The organism is Puniceicoccus vermicola (assembly GCF_014230055.1).
Classification (GTDB): Bacteria; Verrucomicrobiota; Verrucomicrobiia; order Opitutales; family Puniceicoccaceae; genus Puniceicoccus; species Puniceicoccus vermicola.
In genome coordinates this window covers 1-24,789 of the sequence record NZ_JACHVA010000052.1, presented here as the reverse complement: position 1 = coordinate 24,789, position 24,789 = coordinate 1, and the positions used below count along the sequence as shown (strand labels likewise).

General features: G+C 56.5%; 20 protein-coding genes. 10 read left to right on the top strand and 10 right to left on the bottom strand.

Annotated elements, in window-relative coordinates; all coding sequences use genetic code 11:
- Positions 1-20: 20 nt before the first annotated feature.
- Positions 21-3,782 carry a PAS domain S-box protein gene (locus tag H5P30_RS05785; RefSeq protein ID WP_185691999.1) on the bottom strand — a complete coding sequence of 1,254 codons (3,762 nt, stop codon included), beginning with the start codon at positions 3,780-3,782 and terminating at the stop codon, positions 21-23.
- A 136-nt stretch (positions 3,783-3,918) separates the two neighbouring features.
- Positions 3,919-4,836, bottom strand: a complete 918-nt coding sequence (locus tag H5P30_RS05780) for an ABC transporter ATP-binding protein (protein ID WP_246459409.1) — start codon at positions 4,834-4,836, stop codon at positions 3,919-3,921.
- A 113-nt stretch (positions 4,837-4,949) separates the two neighbouring features.
- Between H5P30_RS05780 and H5P30_RS05775 the strand changes: the two genes are divergently transcribed.
- The 4 genes from H5P30_RS05775 to H5P30_RS05760 all read left to right on the top strand — a co-directional run bounded on the left by H5P30_RS05775 (position 4,950) and on the right by H5P30_RS05760 (position 7,212).
- Positions 4,950-5,147 (top strand): hypothetical protein, encoded by a 198-nt coding sequence (locus tag H5P30_RS05775; RefSeq protein WP_185691998.1) that lies wholly within the window; start codon positions 4,950-4,952, stop codon positions 5,145-5,147.
- A 121-nt stretch (positions 5,148-5,268) separates the two neighbouring features.
- The gene (locus H5P30_RS05770) at positions 5,269-5,652 is read left to right on the top strand and encodes a hypothetical protein (RefSeq protein WP_185691997.1); all 384 of its coding nucleotides are present in this window, start codon (positions 5,269-5,271) and stop codon (positions 5,650-5,652) included.
- 12 nt (positions 5,653-5,664) lie between these two features.
- Positions 5,665-6,156, top strand: a complete 492-nt coding sequence (locus H5P30_RS05765; protein WP_185691996.1) for a transcriptional repressor — start codon at positions 5,665-5,667, stop codon at positions 6,154-6,156.
- Positions 6,157-6,222: 66 nt separating this feature from the next.
- The gene (locus H5P30_RS05760) at positions 6,223-7,212 is read left to right on the top strand and encodes an SGNH/GDSL hydrolase family protein (protein ID WP_185691995.1); all 990 of its coding nucleotides are present in this window, start codon (positions 6,223-6,225) and stop codon (positions 7,210-7,212) included.
- Positions 7,213-7,330: 118 nt separating this feature from the next.
- On the opposite strand, the gene H5P30_RS05755 is transcribed toward H5P30_RS05760, so the two are convergent.
- Positions 7,331-7,831, bottom strand: a complete 501-nt coding sequence (locus H5P30_RS05755) for a fasciclin domain-containing protein (protein ID WP_185692061.1) — start codon at positions 7,829-7,831, stop codon at positions 7,331-7,333.
- 361 nt (positions 7,832-8,192) lie between these two features.
- Here H5P30_RS05755 and H5P30_RS05750 point away from each other — a divergent pair, with 361 nt between their 5' ends.
- Positions 8,193-8,798 carry an RNA polymerase sigma factor gene (locus H5P30_RS05750; protein WP_185691994.1) on the top strand — a complete coding sequence of 202 codons (606 nt, stop codon included), beginning with the start codon at positions 8,193-8,195 and terminating at the stop codon, positions 8,796-8,798.
- A complete protein-coding gene (locus H5P30_RS05745) occupies positions 8,791-9,555 on the top strand; it encodes an anti-sigma factor (protein WP_185691993.1) in 765 nt (254 codons plus the stop codon). Before H5P30_RS05750 ends, H5P30_RS05745 begins: the two co-directional genes overlap by 8 nt.
- A 114-nt stretch (positions 9,556-9,669) precedes the next feature.
- Here the strand turns inward: H5P30_RS05745 and H5P30_RS05740 are convergent, their stop codons facing one another.
- Entirely contained in the window at positions 9,670-10,155 is a 486-nt protein-coding gene (locus H5P30_RS05740) for a DUF4112 domain-containing protein (protein WP_185691992.1), read from the bottom strand.
- A 289-nt stretch (positions 10,156-10,444) separates the two neighbouring features.
- On the opposite strand from H5P30_RS05740, the gene H5P30_RS05735 reads away from it, so the two are divergent.
- Both H5P30_RS05735 and H5P30_RS05730 read left to right on the top strand, forming a co-directional pair.
- The gene (locus tag H5P30_RS05735) at positions 10,445-11,224 is read left to right on the top strand and encodes a metallophosphoesterase family protein (protein WP_185691991.1); all 780 of its coding nucleotides are present in this window, start codon (positions 10,445-10,447) and stop codon (positions 11,222-11,224) included.
- Positions 11,225-11,276: 52 nt separating this feature from the next.
- Entirely contained in the window at positions 11,277-11,864 is a 588-nt protein-coding gene (locus H5P30_RS05730; protein ID WP_185691990.1) for a P-loop nucleotide/nucleoside kinase family protein, read from the top strand.
- On the opposite strand, the gene H5P30_RS05725 is transcribed toward H5P30_RS05730, so the two are convergent.
- The 6 genes from H5P30_RS05725 to H5P30_RS05700 all read right to left on the bottom strand — a co-directional run bounded on the left by H5P30_RS05725 (position 11,792) and on the right by H5P30_RS05700 (position 22,697).
- Positions 11,792-12,148 carry a DMT family protein gene (locus H5P30_RS05725; RefSeq protein ID WP_185691989.1) on the bottom strand — a complete coding sequence of 119 codons (357 nt, stop codon included), beginning with the start codon at positions 12,146-12,148 and terminating at the stop codon, positions 11,792-11,794. The two genes, H5P30_RS05730 and H5P30_RS05725, sit on opposite strands and share 73 nt — an antisense overlap.
- Before the next feature lie 54 nt (positions 12,149-12,202).
- Positions 12,203-13,477: an MFS transporter gene (locus H5P30_RS05720; protein ID WP_185691988.1), complete on the bottom strand. Its 1,275-nt coding sequence runs from the start codon at positions 13,475-13,477 to the stop codon at positions 12,203-12,205.
- Between the two features lie 438 nt (positions 13,478-13,915).
- The gene (locus H5P30_RS05715) at positions 13,916-20,101 is read right to left on the bottom strand and encodes a hypothetical protein (protein ID WP_185691987.1); all 6,186 of its coding nucleotides are present in this window, start codon (positions 20,099-20,101) and stop codon (positions 13,916-13,918) included.
- 148 nt (positions 20,102-20,249) lie between these two features.
- Complete coding sequence (locus H5P30_RS05710; protein WP_185691986.1) at positions 20,250-21,026, bottom strand: AAA family ATPase; 777 nt, start codon at positions 21,024-21,026, stop codon at positions 20,250-20,252.
- A 97-nt stretch (positions 21,027-21,123) separates the two neighbouring features.
- On the bottom strand, positions 21,124-22,329 hold the full coding sequence (locus H5P30_RS05705; protein WP_185691985.1) for a DUF418 domain-containing protein: 1,206 nt from the start codon (positions 22,327-22,329) through the stop codon (positions 21,124-21,126).
- A 29-nt stretch (positions 22,330-22,358) separates the two neighbouring features.
- Entirely contained in the window at positions 22,359-22,697 is a 339-nt protein-coding gene (locus H5P30_RS05700; protein WP_185691984.1) for a hypothetical protein, read from the bottom strand.
- 827 nt (positions 22,698-23,524) lie between these two features.
- Here H5P30_RS05700 and H5P30_RS05695 point away from each other — a divergent pair.
- Positions 23,525-24,229, top strand: a complete 705-nt coding sequence (locus H5P30_RS05695; RefSeq protein ID WP_185691983.1) for a hypothetical protein — start codon at positions 23,525-23,527, stop codon at positions 24,227-24,229.
- 207 nt (positions 24,230-24,436) lie between these two features.
- Positions 24,437-24,789, top strand: a 353-nt coding sequence (locus H5P30_RS05690) for a transposase (RefSeq protein WP_185691982.1), incomplete at its 3' end; no start/stop codon positions are given.

The window sequence follows — 24,789 nt, the reverse complement described above, 5'->3', positions numbered from 1 at the left end:
CCTGTGATTGCTCTGCCGACTCAGCCCGTCGCGTTTTCTTTCAAAAATTCCTCGGCCTGCATCAGAACGGCAATCACCGTATTCCGGCGGACCGGCTTGTTCAGGTAGAAAGACATTCCCGCCTGAAAGCAGCGGGTTCGATCGGCAATCACCGTATTGGCGGTCAGCGCGGAAATGAAGGCCGGTGCCCATTTCTCTTCGTCCTCGAACTTCCGAATCGCCTCCGTCGCTTCAACGCCATTCATTTCCGGCATCTGCAGGTCCATGAAGATGCATTGAGGTCGCGAGGTTTTGTAGACATCCAGAGCTTCTTTCCCGTCTTTCGCAAAAATTGGATCGTAACCGAGTTTCGACAAGAGGGTCATCATCATCTTCCGGTTCACGAGATTATCCTCAACGACCATGATTTTCAGAGGAATCTCCGAAGCCAGCAATTTCTCCTGAACCTCTTCGGAGCTGCCATTCTTGGAACCTTCATTCTTCTCCGGCTCAGCCCGTTTCATCGGAAGATTCAAAACAAAAGTCGAACCCATCTCGGCCCCGCTATCCAATTCCAAGGTCCCGCCCATCAGTTCAGCCAGTCTCCGGGAAATCGACAAGCCCAACCCAGAGCCATCGAAACGGCGCGAGGAACCGGAATCTGCCTGGTAGAAGGGATCAAAAACCTCTTCTCGCTGAGACTTGGGGATGCCAGGCCCGGTGTCCTCGACGGAGATTCTCCACCACAATTCATCTCCCTCCTTCTCCAGCCGATTCATCGAGAGCCGAACGGATCCTTCCTTGGTGAATTTCACGGCATTGCCCAGCAGGTTCATCATGATCTGCCGGAGACGCGCCCCATCAGAATCTAATTTATCGGGAACTTCCTCTCCCACATCGAGAAGGAGTGCCAGACCTTTCTTCGCCGCCAACGGCGAAATCACCAAACGAACCTCTTCCAAAAGTTTACGCGGTTGGAACGGCGCTTTCTCGATATGCATCGTTCCCGATTCGCTGCTGATAAAGTCCAGAATATCATCGAGGATGCGCAAGAGACCGTGACTACTTTCACTGAGCGTCTCGACAAAATCCCGATCCTCGTCGGAAAGATCAGAAGACCCCAAGAGGAGCTCCGAAAAGCCAATGATGCCGTTCATAGGAGTTCTCAACTCATGGCTCATCACCGCAAGAAAATCGCTCTTCGCCCTTTCTCCTGCCTGGGCCTTGCGCGTGAGTTCTTTCTGGGCTTGAAACGCCTTCTTCAGAGCCTGATCGGCTTCGCGGCGCTCGGTCAAATCCCGGGTCACTTTAACGAATCCCCGCATCTTGCCGTCTGGAGCGTATATCGAGGAAATCATAACCTCCGCCCAAAAGCGGGACCCGTCTTTGCGGATATGCCACCCTTCGAGCCGATATCGTCCCTTCTCGCGGGCAATTTCCAGGAAATGCTCGGGCAACCCCTCTTTCACATCGTTTTCCGAGTAGAAAACGGAATAGTGCCTCCCCAGAATCTCCTCCTGCCGAAAATTCATCAACCTCTCGGCTCCCGCATTCCAGGTCACGACCTTCCCCTCTGGATCCAGCATGAAGATCGCATAGTCTTTCACTTGCTCGATCATCATCCGGAACCGCTCCTCACTGGAGACCAGCTCGGTCGTTCTCTTCATGACCTCCTGCTCGAGGCTCTCGTTGAATTCCTCCAACTGCTGTTCCGCCTCTTTCTGCTCGGTCACGTCCCGCGAGACCGCAAGCAACCGATAGACTTCGCCTGAGGCATCCATGATGGGGGAGACAATCACATCCCACCACCGGTGTCTTCCTCCCATCGTCGGGCATTGTCCCCGGAAACGGACGACCTTCCCCCCCGCCGCTGTCTTGACTGCTTTTCTCACTTCAGTCCGGTAGGGCTCACTCCAAAACGCAGGCCAGTCCGAATTGCGAATCTCTTCAAAATCCGAGACTTCCATGATCCTCTTCCCTGGATCAGCCATATCCAAGAGTCGGCCGTCCAGTGAAAGCACCTTCAAGCAGTCCTCGGAATTCTCGACGATCGAACGGTTATATTCTTCACTCGCCCGCAATTTCCTCTCTGCCTCATTGCGCTCCTCGAACTCGAACTGGAGCAATACTGACCCGACGATTTCTGAGAGAAACTTCACATCCGAATCCGTCCAAGAACGCGATTCCCCCACCTGCTCGCAGGAAAGAATTCCGGAGAGCGTTCCTCCCGCACGAATTGGGACATCCAGAATCGAACAAATCCCCAACGGGCGATACTCCTTTTCGGCAAACTCCCGAGTGACCGGATCCGAGTAGACATCCTCAACTGCGAGAGGAGCCAGTCGCTTGATGGCCTTAAAATAGGTCGGATAGTCATCGAGAGAGATCGTGAACTCTGCCCCATGCGCATTTTCCTTGGGCTCATACAGATCGATCCGCACGGCTTGATTCGTTTCCTCGACAAACTGCCACACACTCGCCCGATCGACTTCGAGGATCTCCACGCAAGCTTCCGTAACCTGTTCGAAAAATTTTTGCCGATCCGATTGAACCGAATCGCGCACTCGGATCAGCGCTTGCCTTGATTGAAGAGCTTTCTCGAACGACTTTTCCTCCTCTTCGCGCGCACGGACCTGATCGGTAACGTCTCTCCCGATCGCATAGATGATCCCCTCCTCCATCGATGGATCAGCACTCCACGAAAAGTTGCGCCACTCACCATTCTTGTGACGATAGCGATTTTCAAAAGCCCTCACCACTCTCCCCTCGACCAGAATCGATTCCGTCTCGACGACGGCGGCCTCCCGATCGTCAGGATGAATCAAATCGAAAATATTCGTGGCCATCACCTCTTCCCGTGAATAACCCAAAACCCTTTCGAATCCTCGATTCACTTCAACCAGTCGGCCCGAAAAATCGACCGCACACACGATGTCTGGAATGAGCTCCAGGACTCTGCTCAATTCATGGCTCCTCTTCTCTGCCAGTTCTTTTAATTCGTCTCGCTTCCGGTTCGCTTCCTCCAACGAATCCATCAAGGCATTGAACGAAGTGCCCAGGCGGTCCATCTCCTTCGCACCCGTGGGCGCAATTCTGCCCTCGGCATTTACGGCACTGAGTTTCTCGACGTCCCGGGTGATTTCGTTGACCGGGCCAATAATCCGCCGGTAAAGGAAGAAACCCGCTACGACTGAGATAAAGAGGCAAATCAAGATTGCAGAAAAAAGGAGGGTGCCGAATCCCGAGACCACCTTCAGGATATCATTCCCTTCCCGGGCCAAGTCCTCCCGTGAATGCTCCCTGTATGCATAAAGACGGGGAAGCACCTCTCTCTCGACGATCCCGATAACTCGCTCCTGAACACTCACGCCCACGTCGACGCCCACTGACGTAGCTTCCTGCCATATCCCCGCCATTTCATCACCAAATCGCTGCAATGAGCCGAGTAATACAATTTCTGCCTCTTCTTCGGCGACCCGATCTTCCTTTCCAAGATATTTCACGGAATCCAATGAAGCCCGCGTGGCTCGGATCGATTCTCCAACTCCCTCAAGGAATTGAGAAATCTCCTCGCCGACTTCTCCGTGTTTTTCAGGCGAACGAATGTTTACTCGAATATCATGAGCAGCTTTAAGCATATTGTCTGCAGCAACTTCCTCCGCGAAGGAAGAATGGTACGACTTCGCCATGATATACTCGGCCCGAAAGCCTTTCCAGTAGCTCAGAATCCCTTGAGCGAGAACAATCGCAACTACCCCGGCAAACGCGAGGACGAGTGCAGTGCGAATACTTTTGGGTCTCACCGGGGAAAAATCTAAAACCTCGCCGGAAGGACGTTCCCGGCTAAGAATAAAATGATCAGCTCTCCCGTATTTTCAACCCTAACCTGCTCAAATCAGAGCCGAAAATCGATTCAAAAAACCAATCCCTCCATCAGAATCAATTAGGTGTAAGCCGCCAGCGGTCTTGCCCCCAATTTTCTACCGTCACTGGAGCTCCAAAGGCTCGACTCAAGAGTTCCGATTCCAATACATCCTCTTTCACTCCCGCCCCGAGAACCCTTCCTTCTTGTAGGACCAAAACATGGCTGATCTCCGGAAAGATTTCCTCCACGTGATGGGTCACAAAGAGCAGAGTCGGTCCACTTTCGCGCTGGGCGAGTTTACGAAGACTTACCAGAAATTGCTCCCGAGCCACCGGATCAAGTCCGGCGCAGGGCTCATCCAGGATCAACATAGCCGGATCCTGCATCAATGCCCGCGCGATAAATACCTTCTGCCGCTCTCCTTGGCTGAGAACCGCCCAACGACGATCCGCCAAGCGTCGCACGCCCATCTCCTCCAGACACTGCAGTGCCTTCGCCCCATTCACCGTCTCGGATCGACTCCAAAACCCGAGTTGGGCCGCTTCTCCACTGAGAACCGTTTCCAAAGCCGTCTCCTCCGCGGGAACCCGATAGCTCAGCACGCTGCTGACCATCCCGATCCGCTTCCGCAACTCCGGCCAGTTAAAACGCCCATAGCGTTCTCCCAATAAACAAATTTCCCCTTTCGCTGCGGGACGATAGGCCAGAATTGCCGCCAGTAAGGAAGACTTCCCGCAACCATTCGCTCCCAGGATCGCCCAATGCTCTCCCCGAGACACCTCCCAATCGATCCCCTTTAAAATCTCCGTGTTCCCTCCGTAGAGGACGAGCTTCTCCACCGACAGGACGACCGATTTCTGATCCTTCTTTTCATTCATAGCCACTGGCCGGGAATCCTCGGAAACCATCGCCTCCCGGTCAAACTCCATGACCCTCGATCGCCGATCGAAGCCCCAGCGTAGCCCTGAATACCCCAAGGTAGATTCATCCAAAAACCCTCCCCCTTATGAGACTGACTATCATTTGCAAATGCTTGATTACGAATCATATCTCTTGAGGAAAGCCGCACCATTCGTAGTCTAAAAATCGTAACCCAAACAAAATTATGACAACCAAGACCGAAAATAAAACCGAAGTATGTGAAGCTTGCGCACATTGGAATGCAAAGTCGGAATCTGAAGGCGAATGCCGTCGTCAGCCTCCACAGGAAATCTCTTTCACCGTGGCCGACGACGTGAAGTTCGAGACACGCTTCCCGAAGACCGCTTCCGACGACTGGTGCGGCGAGTTCACGAAAAAATAAGGCCATAAGCCTTTTCTTCGGATAAGATTTTTTAATCCAGAGGAGAACTTTTCTTAAAGTTCTCCTCTTTTTTTCACAATAGCATTGCAACTAAGTCTCAATCGCGATTCATTTCGCGGCCATGGAAAAGTCGGAAATCGATGCAGCACTGACTCCCGTTGCCCGCGCAATCAAACACGCGGCTGACGATCTGTTGGATTTGCGCGCAGCTGCCTTGGACCAGAGTGACGCCGGGCTCTGCGTACGCTGCTACTTCAAGATTTTCAGCCAATCCCGCGAGCAAGCCGCCCTTCAGCGCTTGCGCGAACTTCTCGAGAAGCACTTGGAGATTGTCGCCCTCGACAACAACCGCCGCGAACTCGAGCGCATTCCAGTCTTCCTGGATGCCGACGAAATGGAAAGCTACTGCTTGGGCATTATGAAGGAGTTCCGCGACAACCGGGTCTACGACAGCCCTAAAATCGATATTCGATTCCGCTTTAAAGAACCTCTCTGCGCGGCCTGACGCGCGTTCCCCGTGCTCAAGAATCCGGACGTCGAGTTCCTGATGGAACAAGCCCTGGCCCACTGGAAGGCTCGAGGCATGACCTTGACCGCCGTCCGGAAAATTATATGCCGCACGGCTTTTGCCTCCGCCGAAGCCTTCGACGCCGAAGAACTCCTCCACAACGCCCGTCAAGAGGATGGTCTGATTTCGCTTTCCACCGTCTATCGCACCCTCTCCGCCCTCCAGGAAGCCGGACTGATCACGGAGATCGAGGGAATCGATCGGAAGAAACAATACAGCGTCGTCGGGGCTCATACCTCCGCGACCAGCCATGTCGTCTGCAAGGACTGCGGCCAAGTCATCCCGATGGAGAATCCCTGCCTCTCGCTACGCGAAAGTGGGGCCGCCCACCAAACCGGTTTCAGCCCCAAGAAAATGAGCCTCCGTATCGAAGCGACCTGCGACGAACTCCATCGCTGCGGCCACTGCTCCCGCAACGGGAAAAATCCCGAAGGCGAGTAGCCTCCCCTTTCACAAGCCCCACTCCTGCACTGGACAGGGTCCCGTTTGCATCTCTAGTTTCAGACGATGCGCATTCTCCATTCTGACCCACGTCTATCCTGGCCCGGATCTGTCTCCCTCGAGCAAACGGATTCCTTCACCCGCCCTTGGCGCATCCCCTTTTCCCGCAAAACGCTCTTCCACCCCCAGCTACTCGAAAAAGCCAGCAAGTCCGCTGGGGTGCGTATCGCATTCGGCAGCTCCACGACCCGCATTGCTGGGAAATTTCATCGAATCGAGACCGAGAACCCCAAACTCAATCTCTGTGTCGACGGGAAGCTTTTCGAAACGATCGACCTCACGGATGCCACCGAGTTTTCTTGCGCAGGGCTGCCCTCCGGCGACAAGCGTCTCGAACTCTGGCTGCCCCAGTTCGCTGACTTTTTTCTCGAGCATCTTGAAATCGACGACAACGCCTCACTCGCGGTCCAGCAGGACGACCGCCCCCGATGGATCACCTATGGAAGCTCCATCACTCACTGCCGCTCGGCCCAATCCCCAACTCTGACTTGGCCGGCCATTGTCGCACGAGATCAGGACCTCAACCTGACCTCCCTCGGTTTTGGAGGTGAATGCCATCTCGACATCCAAATTGCCCGCCTCATTCGGGATCTGCCCGCCGACGCCATCTCCATCTGTGCAGGAATCAACATCTACGGACGAGGAAGCTTGAGCGCACGCAGCTTCGCCCAAAATCTCATCGCCAGCGTCGAGATCATCCGTGAGAAGCACCCGGACACACCCCTCCTCCTCATCTCTCCCATCTACGGTTGCGAGCGGGAAACCAATCCAAACGCCTGTTCGATGACTCTGGCCGACTACCGCGCTCAAGTGCGGGAAACCGCTGAACTCTTCCAAAAACTCGGCGATTCCCACCTCCACTACCTCGACGGCCTCGAGCTCTTCGGCGAATCCCTCGCCCAGCACCTTCCCGACAACCTCCATCCCAGCGCCGAAGGCTATCAAATCATGGGAGAAAACTTCCTGAAACTCGGCTCCCCACTCATCCACAAATAGTACCACAGGCTGCCAGCCTGTGCTCCCTCCGGCCCCCAAAAGACCCGCCGGGAAAACTTCCCGACGGGCCACAAACCGGCCCCCCTCAGCAGAGAGACCCAAGATCTACAATTCTCTCTTACGGGAGAAGAACCGTGTCGATGACATGGATCACACCGTTGCTCTGGTAGACATCATACGTCAAAATACGAGCCGTATTCCCGGAGGCATCTTCGAGGACGAGATTCGAGGCCCCATTCATCGAGACGGTCAAAGATTCACCCGCGACCGTTTCCACCTCCATGGACCCCCCATTGGCCTGCAAAGCTTCGCGGATCGCCTCAGAGTCCATGCTCCCGGGGATGACGTGGTAGGTCAGGATTGTTTGCAGCTGGCCCTGGGCCTCCGGCTCCAGGAGTGATTCGACGGTTCCCTCGGGCAGAGCCTCAAAGGCGGCATCCGTTGGAGCAAACACGGTAAATGGGCCTTCCGACTGCAGCGTGTCGACAAGACCTGCGGCTTTCACGGCCGCCACCAACGTCTCGTGCTCATCCGAGTTCATGGCGTTTTCGACAATCGTTTTCGAAGGATACATTGGGGCTCCGCCGACCTCGACGGTCATGGTCTCTTCATCCCCCATGGATGGACCATTCCACAAATGAGAGGGTCCCACCTCACGCTCTTCCGCCAACAGCGAAGCAGCGGCACAGAGAGGAAGAATTCCGAGAGATTGAATGAGTTTTTTGGTATTCATAGTTACTTTTCGATTAGGTTTCTGGTTTTGCCGGACCGAATCGTCCGTTCAAAAGGGGTTACGACGAGAATCCCCGATTGGATGCAAAAAAGTTTTCTGCGTCCAAAACCCACCGGCATCCGTATTCTCTTATGTGAGCCCAAGCCTCTTGCAGAATCCGATCCTCTCTTCCTTGGCGAGCGCCCCCATCACGACCTTGGCCAGTTTGGGATTGCCCTTCGAGAGGAGTGCTCATTCCTGTACCTCCATGCCTAATTCTGAACAGGAGACCGACGCTCTTCGCCGCAAGGTGGAAGACTGTCTCCAAGGCATCGCCTCCGGTAGCGAGGATGACCTTCGGACCCTCTACTCTCTCTTGGGCGGGCGAGTATACGGCTACCTCCGAAACATGCTTCACAACGAATCGGATGCCACCGAGGTCCAGCAAGAAGTCTTTACCGAGGTATGGGAGAAAGCCGATCGCTTTACCCAGGCACGTGGATCGGGAATCTCCTGGATTTTTGCCATCGCCCGCAATCGGGGGATTGATCGCATCCGCAAGACTGGACGCACCCAAGAGAATCTTGAGCGCTTTCAAGACGAGGCCTCCGACCGCGATGTCGAGCCTTCCGCTGAAGCCGCTCCACGCGACGAAACCGTAAAAAACGAAGACCGCCAACGTTTGGATGAATGTCTCGGGCGTCTCGCTCCGGATTCCCGCGAGGCCATCCGCCTCGCCTTTTTCGCCGGGCTGCCGCACCGGGAGATCGGAAAAAAGCTGGGTCAGCCCCTCGGCACCATCAAAGCCCGTATTCGAAGGGGCTTGCTCAGCCTGCGGGATTCGCTGCACAAAGAGGGAGGCCTCCATGAATAAGGAACTCGAAGATACCGCTCTCGCCTACATCCTCGGGGATTTAGACGAAGCGCAATCACGCGCCTTTGAACAGAAGCTCGAAGGGGATCCGCAACTCGCTGCCCATGTTCAAGAACTTGCCCGCGGCCATGAAACGTTGGCCCTCGCAACCCCGGAGGCCGAAGCCCCCGCCCATATCCCCGATCAAATATTGGCCGCCGCGAAGCGTTCAGGAGAGAAAGAGACGACTCCCCACGAGAACTCGAAGATCGTTTCGTTTTGGAGCAGTCCCGCTTGGGCCGTTGCTGCGGGCTTCGCGCTTTGCCTCGCGGCCTACGCCTTCTTTACTCTTCGCGGTGAGCAGGAGCAATTGAACCGTCTCCGTCGCCAGATTGCCACCCTTCAGGAGTCTTCCAGCGTCCTCTCCAACCTCCGTGTGATTCCCTTCGAAGCTCAGGAAGAAAACTTCGCGGGCTCTCAAACCGTGGCGCTTTGGGATTCGCAGAAAAAAACGGCCTATCTCGTAGCAGGCTCCCTTCCCGATGCGCCACACGATCACGCCTACCAAATCTGGGCTCTCGACGATACCCAGGAAGACCCGATTCCCGGCGAAACCTTCGCCAGCGGACAGGAGTTCATGGCCTTCGAGAATTTCGAGAGCAACCCGCAAGAGGAACGCTCCCTCCGGTTTGCGGTCAGCATTGAGCCCACAGGCGGATCTCCAGCCCCAACCGGCCCCGTAGTCCTAGTCAGCGCCGAAGTCGAGACTCGCAGCTAACCCTGCACTCCAAGTCCGAAACCGTTTGCGAAAGCTTCCCCACAGCCCACCGACAACCGTCCACCGACTCACCGACTCACCGACTCACCGACTCACCGACTCACCGACTCACCGTCAACCAAAGAGCACCGAGAGTAAACGGTAAAAGACCAGCCCGACGAGGAACGAAAGCCCCACCGCCACCGCGATGACAAAGACGAGGGCGCCAATCACCACGATCCAGTCCATGGCCGTCGCCTTCTTCGCACCATTGCGATGCTTTTCCAGCAAACGGTAGTTCCTCTGGTTTGACTTAAACCAGGCCGAAAAGAGATCCCCAAGAATCGGGATCGCCCCAAAGATTCCATTGATCAGGAGATTGATCGCCATCCGAATCAAAACGATTCGCGACACCCCCTTGTTTAGTCCTTGGACGAGAATATAGGAACCGACTGCGGTCGTCGAACCGTCCCCCACTCCGGGAATGAGCCCGATGATCGGATCCAGGCCGATCCTCGCCTTGGTTCCGGGAATCGGAATCAGATCATCGAGAATGAAGGCCAGAATCCGAGAGCCTTCGGAACGGCCCTCCTTGGGAGGCTCTTGGGGTTTTTCTTTCATATCAACTGCCTAAGAATCCGGGGAATCACGCGGCAGGTCAATCTCCCCAGACTCTTCCGCTTATCCTCCGAAAGTATTATCCCCAGAAACTAGTCGTATTCATTTTTCCGCCACAAAATTACAAGATGGCTTCAAATCGGAAACCCCGGAACTGAAAAAGCTCCCGGTTCGCCATCCCCACTCCCCAATTAAACCGTATCGCGAATCGCGCAGCTTCCTTCCGCCTCGCCGGACCGGCAAAACTTCAACCTTGGAAAAATTCCGCAAATCATTACTCAGGAGTACAACTATGACTCTCGAAGAACAGACCACTCCTCATCTCAATGTGGGAAGATGTCTGATCATTCCGGACATTCACCAGGATATCCCCTGGCTCCAAAAGATCATCCAGCAAGCTGGCGACTGGGACCATTGTATTTTTCTCGGCGACTATTTTGATACCCGGGAGCGACCGGAAGACGTTGCCAGCGTCGAAGAGACAGCCCAGTTCATTCGGGATTTTGCCAGCACCCAAACGGGGAAGGTCACCTTCCTCTGGGGCAACCATGACATCCCGTACCTTGAGGCTCATCGCAACTGGAATGGCAACGAGCGAAAAGCCCTCCCCCGCACCAACGCAGGCGTCCCCGTTTCCGGAATCGCCGTCAACAAGATCTTCGAGATCTTGCCCCCCGAATTGGTCCGCACCTTCCGCCTCTTCCACGTGATCAACGGCTACCTGCTGTCCCACGCCGGGGTTGCTGAACGCTTCTGGCCGCAGTCGAACCAGACCTCCGATTCTCTCTCCATCTTAGAGAAAGAATGCGAAAGCGTCCTGCGCCAATTCCACAAGCAATACTCTCCTCTCCTGGCTCCCGGCATCGCCCGCGGTGGTGAGGAGCCAGTCGGCGGCCTCACTTGGCAATGCTGGACCGAGTTCGCAGACAGCTTACCGCTTCCCCAAATCGTCGGCCACACCCGATCTCAGCGGGGTGCCCGGCAAAATGGACGGAGCTGGTGCCTCGATGGTGGACAGACCTGCTATGGAATCCTGGAGGGCCAGGACTTGAAGATCCAACAAGCGGTCTAGTTTCTCGGCGAACATTTCCTGGCCACCGATCCGTTCCCAACTCTTGAAAGTCATGGACACCCCAATCCTTTACATCTTCTCCGGTCTGCCCGGCACCGGAAAGTCCACCCTCTCCAAACGGCTGGCGGCCCACACGGGAGCCACCTGGCTACGCATCGACACCCTCGAACAAGGGCTCCGCGACCATTGCAATATCGAGGTCGAGGGAGAGGGTTATCGGATCGCCTACCGAATCGCCTCCGACAATCTCCGCCTCGGCAGTCCCGTCATCGCCGACTCTTGCAACCCCTGCGAACTGACGCGAGAAGAGTGGAGAGAAGTCGCGATTCTTTCCGGGGCTCGATGGGTCGACATCGAAGTCGTCTGCTCCGACCAAGACGAACATCGCATCCGGATAGAGACCCGAAAGAACGAAGTTCCCGGTCTCCGGCTGCCGAGTTGGCAGGATGTCCTCGACCGCGACTACGAGAAATGGACCGAGGACCGCATCGTGATCGACACGGCAACCACATCCATAGATAGAGCCTTCCAAGATCTGCTCAAAAAGCTCTGGGCCTCCCGGACCGATCAGGCTCCGGCAAATTTTCCGCGAAACATAAAAAACACCGCTCCGACCAAGCAAAGACCCGCCCAGAGGTAATCAAGCTTCAGCGGCTCCTTCAGATAGAACACCGAGAAAGGCACGAAGACGCTCAGAGTAATCACCTCTTGCATGACCTTCAACTCCGCGACTGAGAGCCGTGTGAAGCCGAGACGATTCGCTGGCACCTGCAGAGAATATTCGAAAAACGCGATTCCCCAGCTAACCAGGACCGCGATAATCCACGGCTTGGCATTCAGTTCCTTTAAATGCGCATACCAGGCAAAAGTCATGAAGACATTGCTCCCGATGAGAAGCAGCACCGTGCCGAGGACAGGATTCATACCCAGACTTATTGCCCCAATTAGTTTCCAGAGAAAACCAAAAAATCCCCCGCCTTACGAAGAGGCCGACTCCGGCATGATCCCCTTCTCAACCAACCGGGAATGGGAAACCTTACGCAAGCCCGGCAGGCGATATCCGAAGACCGCCACCGCCGCCAAAACTCCAGCCGCACCGAACATCACCGTTTGCGGAGCTCCGATCGAAGCCGCCAGCCGACCGAAGATCAAAGTCCCAAAAGGAAGAGTTCCGAGATAGACCATCCCCAGCAAACTCATCACCCTCCCCCGCAACTGATCGTCGACCAAGGTCTGGATGATTGTATTGGCTCCGACCATCACATTGATACTCGTATAGCCTGCCACAAATTGCAGTAGAATCGAGGCAATCATCATCCGCGACTCGGCAAAGGCAAACAGGGCCAATCCATAAACGAGACCGCTGATGAAAATGACGCGCCCCATCCCGAGGATGGAACTGCGCGAAGCTAATCCCAAGGCCGCGACCACCGCCCCAAATCCACTGGCTCCCACCAAAAACCCAAAGGTTGACGAGCTCCCCTCCAGAACGGTTCGAGCGAAAACCGGGAGCAAGCTATTGTAGGGTTGTCCCATCAACGCAAAAGCGAAGAGGAGCAGCAAGAGAGCCCTCACGGGCGGAAAACCAAAGGCATAGGAAAATCCCTCCCCCATCTCGCGAAAGACCGCCTTCTTCACGCTGCTTTTCTTCGGTCCCTTCACCGTCAGGGAAACAAAACAACGCACCGCTATGATCAGGCCGATACTGTGAATTAAAAAACAGGCTCCTTCTCCGGCCAACGGGATGATCAGCACCCCGGCCAAAATCGGCCCCGTCAAACGGCCACAGTGAAAGACCGTCGAATTGAGAGCAATCGCGTTGGAGAGATCCTCCCGACGATCGACAACATCGACCACCAAGGCCTGACGCGCCGGCATCTCAAATGCCTTCACGATCCCCAGCAAGACACAACCCGTCAGGATCTGCCAAACCTCCACCACTCCCATGAGGGTCAAAACCGCCAACCCCGCAAAGATCAAACAATTCATCGACTGAGCGACAATGATCACATTGCGCCGACTGATCCGGTCACCGACCACTCCGCCGAAAGGCGTCAGAAAAAAGGTAGGCCCGTGCATGCAAAACCCCATCAGACCCAGCATAAACGGATCATCGGTCAACCGGTAGAGCAACCACCCCATCGCCGAGACCGACATCCAAAACCCGGCCACCGCAATCCCCTGCCCAAGGAAAAACCGCCGATAATTCGGATAACGAAACGCCCGCAAAAGGTTCTGAAAGGAAGACTTCACAACAGCCTATACCCCAGCACGGACCCACGAAATGAGCAAGCCGGACTCCCAGTTAGTACGAGCAACCCTCCGCCGTCGGAGCGGAGGCGAAAAAAAATCCACTCCACACACTCACAGTGGGGAGGTTGCTTTAGCGCCTCCCTTCCCTGCCAGCGCATCGGAAGAAACGGCTATCGCCGTTCCTCTCCATGAGATCGTTAGATAGGGACGCGTAGGAAGTGGGAGCGGAATGGCGAGAGCCATTTCGTTGAGGAGTGGAGAAGGTCGTAATCTCTCGCACTGCCGAAGAAACGGCGATCGCCGTTCCTCTCCGCAAATTCCACTCCTGTTCCGCACCCAAAGGACACAAATGTCCTTCACACTGCCCAAGAACAGAGCCCGCGGAACGCGGAATTCATTCCGCCCCGCATGCCTCTCCGCCTGCCAATCCAGACGTCCTCAGAGTCCCGTGAATTCGACCGTCTTCATGGCCATCTTTTTGGCGGGAATGGTGATGAGCCCGCTCACGTTTGCATTGCCCACGGATCCATTCGAATCAAGGCGGTCAAACTGAGCGTAACGTTCCTCCCATCCCGGATTGAAGGCGACGAAGGTCGTAATCACTTTGTTCTCCTCCGGAACTTCTTTGGTGAAGGCGGCCATCAGCACCACCTCGTCCACTTCCGCTCCCCCGGAGTTCACGGATTTGCCGATGTAGGTCCAATCCGGGTTCCCATACTCCTCGAAGGCCTGCAGGAAATGAAGAACGGTCACTGGTTTGAAGGCCGGCTGCATCGAAGCTTCGTCTCCGGCGGCCGCATCCATCGTCACCCAGCTCGACCAGAGTCGTTCGCTGTAGGGTGCAGGCGCATCGGCGTTCGGAGTGGTTCCAGTCATCGGGTACGGAACATCTCCCGGATTGTAAGGGACTCCCGACAAGGCCGAGGTCATGGCCATGGCCAACCAGTTCGCGGGTTGGAACAAGGCTGAATCGCGGGCGGCAGTCCACTCCTCCCGCATCATCGCTCCCGCCCACTTCTTCATGTAATCGGTGTTCCGGGATATGCCCAGCGTCCAGGCTGTCGGAGGATAGGCTTCAATGAATTTCGAGCCGGTGGGAAACGCATAAAAGAAGTTGTTCAGCGTTGGTCCAAATTTACGGACCATCGACATCCCGGCCGCGGCTTCCCCACCGAAGAACTCCGGTGCGGTGTAGAAAGCTTCGCCCGCCCCACTGTTGTAGTCCGTGCCCGCCGGAATCGAATTATTCCCCCCATTGTTGGCGACGGCACTCGAATCGACCGTCGTGACCGGCACCCAGGAGTATTCGTTCTGTGGTGACGCCGAAAGGTTGTAGTTCTTATCCTGAAAATACAGGTCACCGGCAGCCATGCCGGTGGAGAGGAGATACATCCCGGTATCGACCAGAGGCTTCCGATCGGTGCCCGCGCCCCAGAGAATTGCTGCACTGAAGGATTGGAGACCTTCCCAGATCGAGTTCTCGTTCTCGTCTCCGTAACCAAAAACACCCGTGCCCGAAGTCACCATGATCGACCATGGGACATAGTTGCTTCCGAGGGTACCGTTCTCGATCGATCCCGCGGGTCCGGGAGGGATCCCGGTCGCCCACCCGTGGCCACTCCATTGGTCAAAGAACGGGAACTTCTGAAAGGAGAACTCCGGCACGGAATTCAAAGCCGAGGTCAGCGTGGCGTTGTCCGGGTCATTGGCCACGGAGAGATACCATTGGTCGATCGCCTGCCCCATTTGGTCCGGGTGAGACCAGAGGTTCTCGGGCTCTCCCGGAATCGAATCCAGCCAGGACCCATCAAAGAGAGCGGCCAGGCCTGCCGTTCCTAGATAATAGCCGAAGAAGTAGTGCTGGTCGTTCCACTGGTCGGAAACTCCGAATCCACTCCAGAGCATCCCCGGTTTCCATTTGGCCAAGCCCACCTTGGGATCGTTCTCCTCCGAGGAAATCTCCGGCGGGGAATCCGTCCGGCTGACGATTCCCTGCGCCGGCAGTGAGGCAGTCGGGTTGATCAGCATCCGCCCCGCCCCCGAATCATATCCGGTGTAGTATTCGAGCTTCCAGGCCGTCGTGCTATCGCTCGGCGGATTGTTCGAATACGCGGGATCGGAATGCAGCAAGGAGAGGGTTCGCTGCAATGCCTGCACCGAGGTCTCGAGGGCGCCCGTCAGGGTCGATCCTGGGTTGTGATCCCGGTAGATCGGCAGCTCGTAGGAATCCGCCAAGGTGTTGGCGGCGGCCCGGGCGAAGGAGCTGGGAGCGAGATTGGGCAAATCCTGCCCCTCGCTCGCCACCTGACTCCGCAACTGAAAGAGCGTCCCAATAAACTTCGAAGTCGCCGAAAGTTGATTTCCCAGTCCGTAGCCGTCGGGCGCACTCGCACCGCCAAAACCACCGCCAAAGGGCTTCAGGTTTGCCGAGCCCAGACTGGTGAATTCGGTGATTAAACTGTCGTAGATGACCTGCTCCACGTTAATCGTTCCGGGGACAATCCGGGTGATGTATCCCTGCGCATGATTGGGCGAAATCATCTGTCGATTCGGCACGTCGAAATACTCAACGACCAGAGGTGGTGAATCGACCGTGGGGACAATATCGGCGCTATCCAGATAGCCACCCTGCTGCGGATCATTGACAATCGTGGCATTGGTCAATCCGCCACTGCCATCCGGATCCGCCGTGATCTCCGCCCATGCCCCTTTGGCTGGTTGGTTGACCGGGTCCCCACCGCCCACAGCCATGAACTGGATGGTGTTCCCCTGCGTATTGTAGCCGGTTCCCCCGTTCGTGACTTCGACTCCGGTGATCTTCCCATCCGTCACGGTCACATCAAAAGTCGCCCCGCTTCCGGAGGCTCCTCCGCCCTGGGTCAGGTAAACATCCACATCGCTCGGGTAGTTCGATCCCTGGCGCAGAACCCGGACGTTTTCGATCACTCCGGCTTCGTTGACAAAAACCTCGGCAGCAGCCCGGAACCCTTTTCCGCCTTTGACACGGAACCGCGCCGGGCCCCAGAAACCCGCACCGTTTTGGCCGCTATCGAAACCGTTTAGGACCAATTTCCCGGCGGAAACCGAAAAGTCGAAGACCGGCGGCTCAAACGTTCCGCTCCCCGAACCCGGGCCGACCGCGCCTCCGGAAAAGGTGACTTCGGAATCGCTCGTATATCCTCCGACAGCCGGGCCCGTCAAACGCACCCCGGTGATCGTGGCTCCCGGATAGGCAGTGGCCGCCGCCGCAGTATCCGGATTGCCCCCGGTAAAAGTAACCGCCTTCGGAGTGGTCAGCACCGGATTGGGCTGAGAGGGCCCACGGTTCACCTTGATCACTTGTCCACCGTTAATCTCCGTCGTAAACTCAAAGGTCTTACCCTCGTCGTCGGTAATACTTCCGGTCGGGGCCGAGTCGTATCCCGAACCCGGATTCTCCACGACCGCATTGAAGAAAGTAGGAACCGCCGTCAGAATCACCTCAGCATCCGGAGTGCTCCCTCCTTCGGTGGCCGGAACGATGTTGACTTCGATATTCGCGGCGTCCGCCGTCAGATTCCCCGAGCTCGGGTAGATCCCATTGCCGTTGAATCCGGCGATCAAACTGTCAACTACGGCAAAGACCTGTCCCGGCTCGGCAACTTCAACCGTCGCTCCTGAACCTGTGCCAATCACCTTCGCCTGGATCGGTTCAGCAAAATTAAAACCTGAGCCTCCGGAAATCACTTTGGCCAGCCCCGGAACCATCTGCCCGGTATTCGGGTCAAAGTTGGGGACAACGATCGGAGGATCCACCGACTCGTTGCCGGTTTGACTGATCTCCACGGTCGACCGATAGCCGGAACCCTTTTCGTTGAGGAAGACTGCGAGAACTTTCCCGCCTCCGATCTGCACCCGCCCTTCGGCTTGCACGCCACCGGTCGACTGTGGCGGATCGATGGTGAACTGCACCTTGTCCGCGGGCGGAGGGTTTCCATCGGGATAGCCCGAACCGGGCGAGACCACATCGACCTGCAGAATCCGACCCGTATTCGGCTCGAGCTTCACATCGAAAGTCGCGCCGGATCCTGTCGAGCCCGGATCCGTGACAGTAAGCGTCGCCTGGGGCTTTCCGGTGATCCGCTCATAACCCGTACCGACATTCGTGATCCGAACGACCTGAATTCCGGTCTGTTCGTAGTTCTTCTCCCAATTCGGCGGCGGCAGCACCGGGAGAAAATTCTGAAATGGATAGGCGATCGAAAAGTTACCCGCGATCACCGGCTTCAGGTTCCCCTGTGGATGCCAATATCCCCAGCGTGCTTCGGTCGAAGTGTTCGTCTTGTTGGCGTTCGGCGGAGACGCCACCGCGGGAAAATCGATCCCGGTCGTCTGCAGTGGCTCCCAAACAACTGGCGTTTTCGCCGCGGTCGAGAGATCCGGCCCGAGAGTCAGCGGTTGATAGTGGTGGGGACGCAGGGTCCAGACCGTCTTGGCCGGATCGGCGGTCATCGCCGCAGCATCCGTCGCCCCGATCTCGACGTAGGGGTTGGCAAAGCTCGCGTTAAAGTCGGTATCCACCCGATACATATTCGTCACCGAGTAGTCGATGGAGGTATCGGTCGGAAAGTTGAAAGCGTACTTACCCATCTGGTCAGCCCAATCCTTGGCCGCTTGGTCGAGGACCGATCGGTCGTCCTCGGAAACACCCGGGTCGTAGTAGCGGGCCACCGGCACTTGGCCGACGACAAACCAGTTCTTGCCAGTGTCCTTGAACTCCAGCTGGAAGTATGGATTACCGTTGGCATCGGTGCCGTCACTGTCGTTCTCCCCGCTCCCGAGGGAAACCTCCTCGACTGCATCCGTTCGGAAATAGATCGCAAAATAAGTGTGGTTGCTCTGCTCGCCCGGAGGATTGAATCCACCCGGGACGGTTTCCTCCGGCTTCGAAGGGTCTGGCAGCGAGGAGAACTCCGGCTCGACGTTCAGGAACCACTGATTGGGGTTCGTCTGGTTGCCGTAGGCCAGAACGTAGCTCACCCCTGACACGCCGGGCACGGGATACGGACCGTCGGAGAGAAACTCGGCGTCCGAGCCGGTATTGTTGTCGATCCGGCCTATCGTGTTCTCGCGGATGAGATCGTAGAAGATCATGTAGCGGCTGTTATTCGTCTCCCCCCAGACAAATGGTGAGCCCTGCGCCACGGTCAGCTTCAAATAATTGCCGAGCCCATCTGCCGAGAAATCCGAACGGCGGTAGCGGTTACTCTCGTAACCATCCGCTCCGGGACGGGTGCCTTCGTAGACGATGTCCGCGTGCCAATCGCCAATCTGATCCGTCAGGATGGCGTAGGGCGTCTGCTCGCTCGGAGCCAATTTCGTATTCCACACCGGATACGGAAAAACTTCGTAGTCCGGCGAGGCCACCGAGCCCACGTTATTATAGTCGCCCTCGGTCAGGAGTTCGTCGGCCGTCAAATTGGAAGGAACCAGAACCAGAGTTTCCAGAGGCCGGACTTTCATCCGGATCCAGGACTCACGCCAGTCGTCCGGCCAGGCCGGCACGCCCGTATCGTCGATCCGGTCTCCGTATTGGACGAAGTACGGATAATTCGGCGAGAGGTTGATCCCTCTCACGATGGTCTTGTCCTTCCAGAATTTGGTGTTGTCCGGAAAATTCCGCATCGGCTGATTTTCATAGCCGAAGAGGCCCGGAGCCCAGTTGTAGTTCAGGCGCAACGGCTGCATGTAGAGCGGTTGCTGGTCGACCCGCACGGCGTTCCAGTCACCGGTCGTGGATGAATCGTTGCCCGCCGGGAATTGATAGACAAAATAGTCCCAGTCGCTGTCGTCGTAGTCCCCGCTGAAAGGCCAACCCGCCGTCTTTCCGGGAGGAGGTGCTCCGTCCCCCCAGAGAAACCAGCCCATCCAGGAGCGCCGCTGAGGGCTACGTCCGTCGTCTGCATAGTCGTCGGAGAGCCATTCGGTAAAGGAGACCCGTTCCGTCCCCACCGCCGAGGGGTATTTCGAGGTGTTCGGCCGATCGTCCGAGGCGCTGACCGGCGGCTCCACTTGACGCACATAGACGTCACCGACCTCTCCCATCGAGTCCCACTCCGCCCCGACCGACGATCCCACCAGAACCGTCTCCTCTAGATCCGGCGCAAAGGGGAAATCCACCTTCAGACGGTAAAACTCCCCGGAAGACTCGGGATTGACGTATTGGAAAAGATACTCGCGTTCCGGATTCATCGGATCCGCTGCCGGGGCAGGAAAGGTAGACATCGCTGTCCAATCATTCACCGCCAGTGAGTCCGACACTTCCAGAATCACTTCTCCCCCGGAATCCAGAGCAACCCGCTGGGGCCAGCGGACAAACAGGTCTCCCGATTCGTTGCGCACCACGGCCACTCCCGCTGCCGCGACGGAATCCTCCACCTCAGGATCGAGGACGAACAGGTATTCCAAGGCATTGACAAAGGAGTCACCATCCGGATTTGCATCTGGATCTCCATCCGCCCCCGTTAATCCTTCCGCGGCCACCCATTCCGAATAGGTCGCCGCAGAGACCATCGCGTTCATCAAAACGATCAGGAAGGCCGAAAGGACCACCCTCCCCCAATTTAAGCGAGATCTAGGAATCATAAAAAATTATCTGAAGTTGAGAAGAAGCCTGAAGTTGAGGAGAAGCCGACCACCACAAAATACGCGATGGTCCATCTAAGGAGGAGTCCTAAAATCACTCTTTTATTCCCGAAATATCACAGAATAAAAAACGGCTCCGCTCCTGGAGTTAAAGCTGCCGGAAATACCGCTCCGGATCGCTCAAAAAACTCTTCGTCAGGGTCACATGAGTCAGATCCTCGTAACTCGCTTCGGCCAGCGCCCCATCGTCAAAACTCAGAATCCGCGCCCCGGGATAGCCCAGAAGAATCGGCGAGTGGGAAGCGATGATAAACTGCGCTTCTGATTCCTCGACCAGGGTTTTCATGAGACTCAGGAACGCCAACTGCCGCTGGGGCGAGAGGGCCGCCTCGGGTTCGTCGATCAAATAGAGACCTCCCGGCACGCAGCGCGATTCGAAAAACTTCAAGAAACCCTCCCCATGAGAGACCGCGTGCAGGTCTTCGCCATATCGGGAGGTCAACGCCTGCTTTTGGGCAAACATATAGCCGCGCACTCGCGGATCATCTGCGAAACGATCGGCCATCTCGTCCATGCTTTCCGCCCTACGCCGGGTCGCACTGGCAAAGTTGAAGAAATCCTCCGCCCGCAGGAAAAAGCCGTATCGGGTGCGGGGGCGCCAACCGAGCCGCATGGCCGTGGCGAGCGGCTGCACTGGCGCGAGAGTCGCGTCGCGCTCAAGAGGCATCCCGGTGGCCGGAGGCAGCTTGGCCTTCAAAGCCATCGCCTCCAACAACGTCGATTTCCCCGATCCATTCTCGCCGACGAAGAAAGTCACCGGCGTCGTGATCTCCAACGAGGACCACTCACCCAGGGCCGGGACGGAAAACGGATACCCTTCCGCATTCCCTCCTCTATCAATCTCGACCCGGCGGAGAAAAATCATCCCTGAACTCGATCACAGGACTTACGAAAAGGGAAATGAAAAGGCAGAAGCCCTGGATGGAGAATCCGGAGGGGAAAGCACCGCCTCCTTCCAACCCTCACCGACTCCCAGCGTAGGTAAACTTTCGCAAGATCCATTCGAGGGGTCCAATCGAGAACCGCCGGAACCAAAGCACACTCACCAGAACCTGAAGGGCGAAGAACCCGAGAACGATGGGGATCTGCAGAGCGGGTGAAACCTTCCCATAGAGCCCGAAGCCATAACCGTAAAAGAGCAGACTGATAAAAGCCGACTGCAGCAGATACTGGGTCAATGCCATCCGCCCCGCCGCCTCCAAACCCTTCTGCAACCACAAGGCTCTTCCCCGGAGATAGAACCAGCGCAGCCCTCCAAAATAGACCAGCCCCGACGCCGGCCCACCGACGCTGAACCCCACCCAGAAGAGAAGGCCCCCCTCGAAGGTGTAACCTCCGTAAAGCCAAAACACATAGGCAGCTTTCCCGAGAATCGCCAAAGCCACTGCCACCGGAATCATCTTCTGGAAAAACCGCCCGTTCTCCCCGCCGAGCCGAAACCGATCGTGCCGGGCAAACCAGAGCCCCAAGAGCATATACCCGAGCGCCGAAAATAGAGAGAAGACACCGCCCCAGAGATTGTAGAAATACTCCTCCCACCGCATCTCGGACACCACCGAGAAATCAGGGCTGCGGTAGCCATCCAGCAAAGCGGATATCCAGGCCTGAACCGCCGCTGAATAAGAGGCTTCCCACTCTTCGTAGCCCACGGAACTGGTCGAAAACAGTTCGAGTAATCCTGAAAAGAGCAGATACGGCCCCACAACCAGGACCACCGCCCAGATTAGCAACGTCCGATCCTTGCGCTTCCGAAAGAGAGGCAGCCAAGCTCCCGCCAAAGCATAAATCATCAAAATGTCCCCCCACCAAAAGAGCCATACATGGAGAAAGCCGAAAATCCCGATCAGCAACAGACGCCGGTAGTAGGCGGCGAGCCCAATCCCTCCGGAACGCCGTCCAAACGGTCCCATCATGATCGAAAAACCCGCCCCAAACAGGAGCGAGAAAAGAAAGAAAAAGGCCCCATCCGCCAAGAAATGACGGACCAATGAAACCCCAGTCGAAATCGGCCCCGATTCGATTTCATTCGGACCAAAGGCCATACTCGGCGCGGCCATGATCCCCATATTGACGAGAAAAATTCCTCCCAGAGCCATCCCCCGCAGTCCATCCATGAAGACCAACCGCTCTGACGAGTCGACCGGACCGGGCTGCTGCTCCGTATTCATCTCCAAAACACCAGACTCCCCGGCATTCCTCAACCCACCGCGAAGCCGAGAAGGAAACGAATCCCGCAATAGACGACGATCATCAGAAAGAGATCCGGAAAGATGTCCTCCCGAGTCACCACCTTCAGAAGCCAGACAAAGACGATCAGCGAGACCACCCAGCCCGCCAGGAGAATCCATCCGCTCTCCCAGATCAGCGTCGCGATCAGAAAGGGAATCCCCGCCAAAGTCGCCCCTCCAGCCACCACCAACATCTCCAAGAATGAACATCCCACTCCCGTCAGCATCCCCGCCCCCCACAGCACTACGGCCGAAACAGACGTGGCGACGAGGAAGTAAATCAGAAAGTCTAGGAGAAGTTCAGCCATCGGGATTCGCGGGACCAAAAAGGGCCCCATTTTCACCCTCCTGTGAAACGGCCAGAGAAATCCTGGGGCAACCCCAACCTCACCAAAAGCTGCTAGCAGAGCAAGAAAATCTCCCCGCGCTCACACACTTCGAAAGGAAACGACTCTCCATGAGATCATTGGATAAGCACGCGTCGGCAGTGGGAGCGGAATGGCGAGAGCCATTTCGTTGGAGGAGCGGAGAAGGTCGTAATCTCTCGCACTGCAAAAGAAACGGCGATCGCCGTTCCTCTCCATGAGATCATTGGATAAGCACGCGTCGGCAGTGGGAGCGGAATGGCGAGAGCCATTTCGTTGGAGGAGCGGAGAAGGTCGTAATCTCTCGCACTGCAAAAGAAACGGCGATCGCCGTTCCTCTCCATCAGATCGTTGGATAGGGACGCGCCGGAAGGGGGAGCGGAATGGCGAGAGCCATTTCGTTGGAGGAGTGGAGAAGGTCGTAATCTCTCGCACTGCCACAGAAACGGCGAGCTCCGCTCCTCTCCATGAGATCGTTGGATCAGGACGCGCCGGAAGGGGGAGCGGAATGGCGAGAGCCATTTCGTTGGAAGCGTCGAGAAGCTCGTAATCTCTCGCACTGCCGAAGAAACGGCGATCGCCGTTCCTCTCCCACACAAAAGATCCATTCAACCTCCAAAGGCGCGATTGTCCTTCAGCATCTCCTCTTAGACCGATTGACAGGCCCAAGGACGGAGGGCGATGATCCCGTGAATCCAACACAAAATGAATCGCTCGAAAATTGCTTCGCCTCGCAAAGCCGCCACAGGCCGGAATTCCCGGAAGTTCGCGTGAAAACGGACCTGAAGTCGCTTCTCCGTCCCGCCATCCAAGCCTTGCAGGTCTACTGGCCCGCCATCCTCATCATTCAGGGACTCGCGCTAGCCGTAGTTTGCAGCTACTACTGGATCGAGGGCAGCGCCGCCCTGCTGGACAAGGTCGCCTACTTCAAAACCGAAGGCGGCCTCCTCTTTGCCGCCGTCACGACCGTCGTCAGCGGCGGCATTCTCCCCGAGCTCTTGAAACGCCGCTTCCGCCCCGCCGGCAGCGACAACCCTACCGCGGGCGAACTCCTCCACCAATTCACCATGTGGGCCATCATCGGGCTCATCGTCGATCGCTTCTACTGGTTTCAGGCCCAGATCTTCGGCAACGGAAATGATCCCGCCACCCTCCTCCTCAAAGTGGTCTGCGACCAATTGCTCTTCACCCCCGCGTTCGTCCTCCCCTTCATCGTCTCCTGGTTCATCCTCTACGAACATCGGTCCAACCTTCGCGAAGGACTCCGCGCCCTCACCTTCACCAACATCCGCACCCGGATCCTCCCCATCTGGGCCACCTCCCTCTGCTTCTGGCCCCTGATGCTCCTCATCGTCTACAGCCTCCCCAGCAAACTCCAATTCCCCCTCTTCCTCTTCGGAAACGCCGCCTTCAGCACCCTGATGATCTTCATCGCGCGGAGACAAAGCGAAGAGCCGGGAGGCGGTGATCGGTAGTCGGTGGGCGGTAATCAATTTGGAAGTCTGGACACAAAACCGCAAAGCAAAGTAGCGGGAGCATCCTGCTCCCGTCGCATTGGAATGGCAGCCGCACATCCGGCCGACCGTCAGATGGCGAACATTAAACGTCGAACGCTGAACGTTAAACATCGAATGTCCCGACCTGAAATAGGTTGTCGGTTTTTGCAAAAGAAAGGAAAACCGATGAAAACAAAAAGTGCGATACGCTACAGCGAAAGCTTCAAGTTGCGAGTGGTCCGGGAATTAGAGGATGGTCGTTTTGAGACGATCACGCAGGCCCGTCGTCACTACGGGATATCCGGAACACGGACGATCCATGGCTGGCTGAAAGAGTTTGGAAAGAACTCAATGTTGCCCAAGGTAGTTCGTGTGGAAACGCCAGAAGAACAGATAGAACTCAAGCGCCTGCGCGAGCGTGTAAAGCAATTGGAGAAGGCCGTGGCCGATCAGTTTATTGCGAGTGAAGTGGAGAAGTCATTCCTGGAGATAGCCTGCGAACGTGCCGGGTATGATGACGTGGAAGAGTTCAAAAAAAA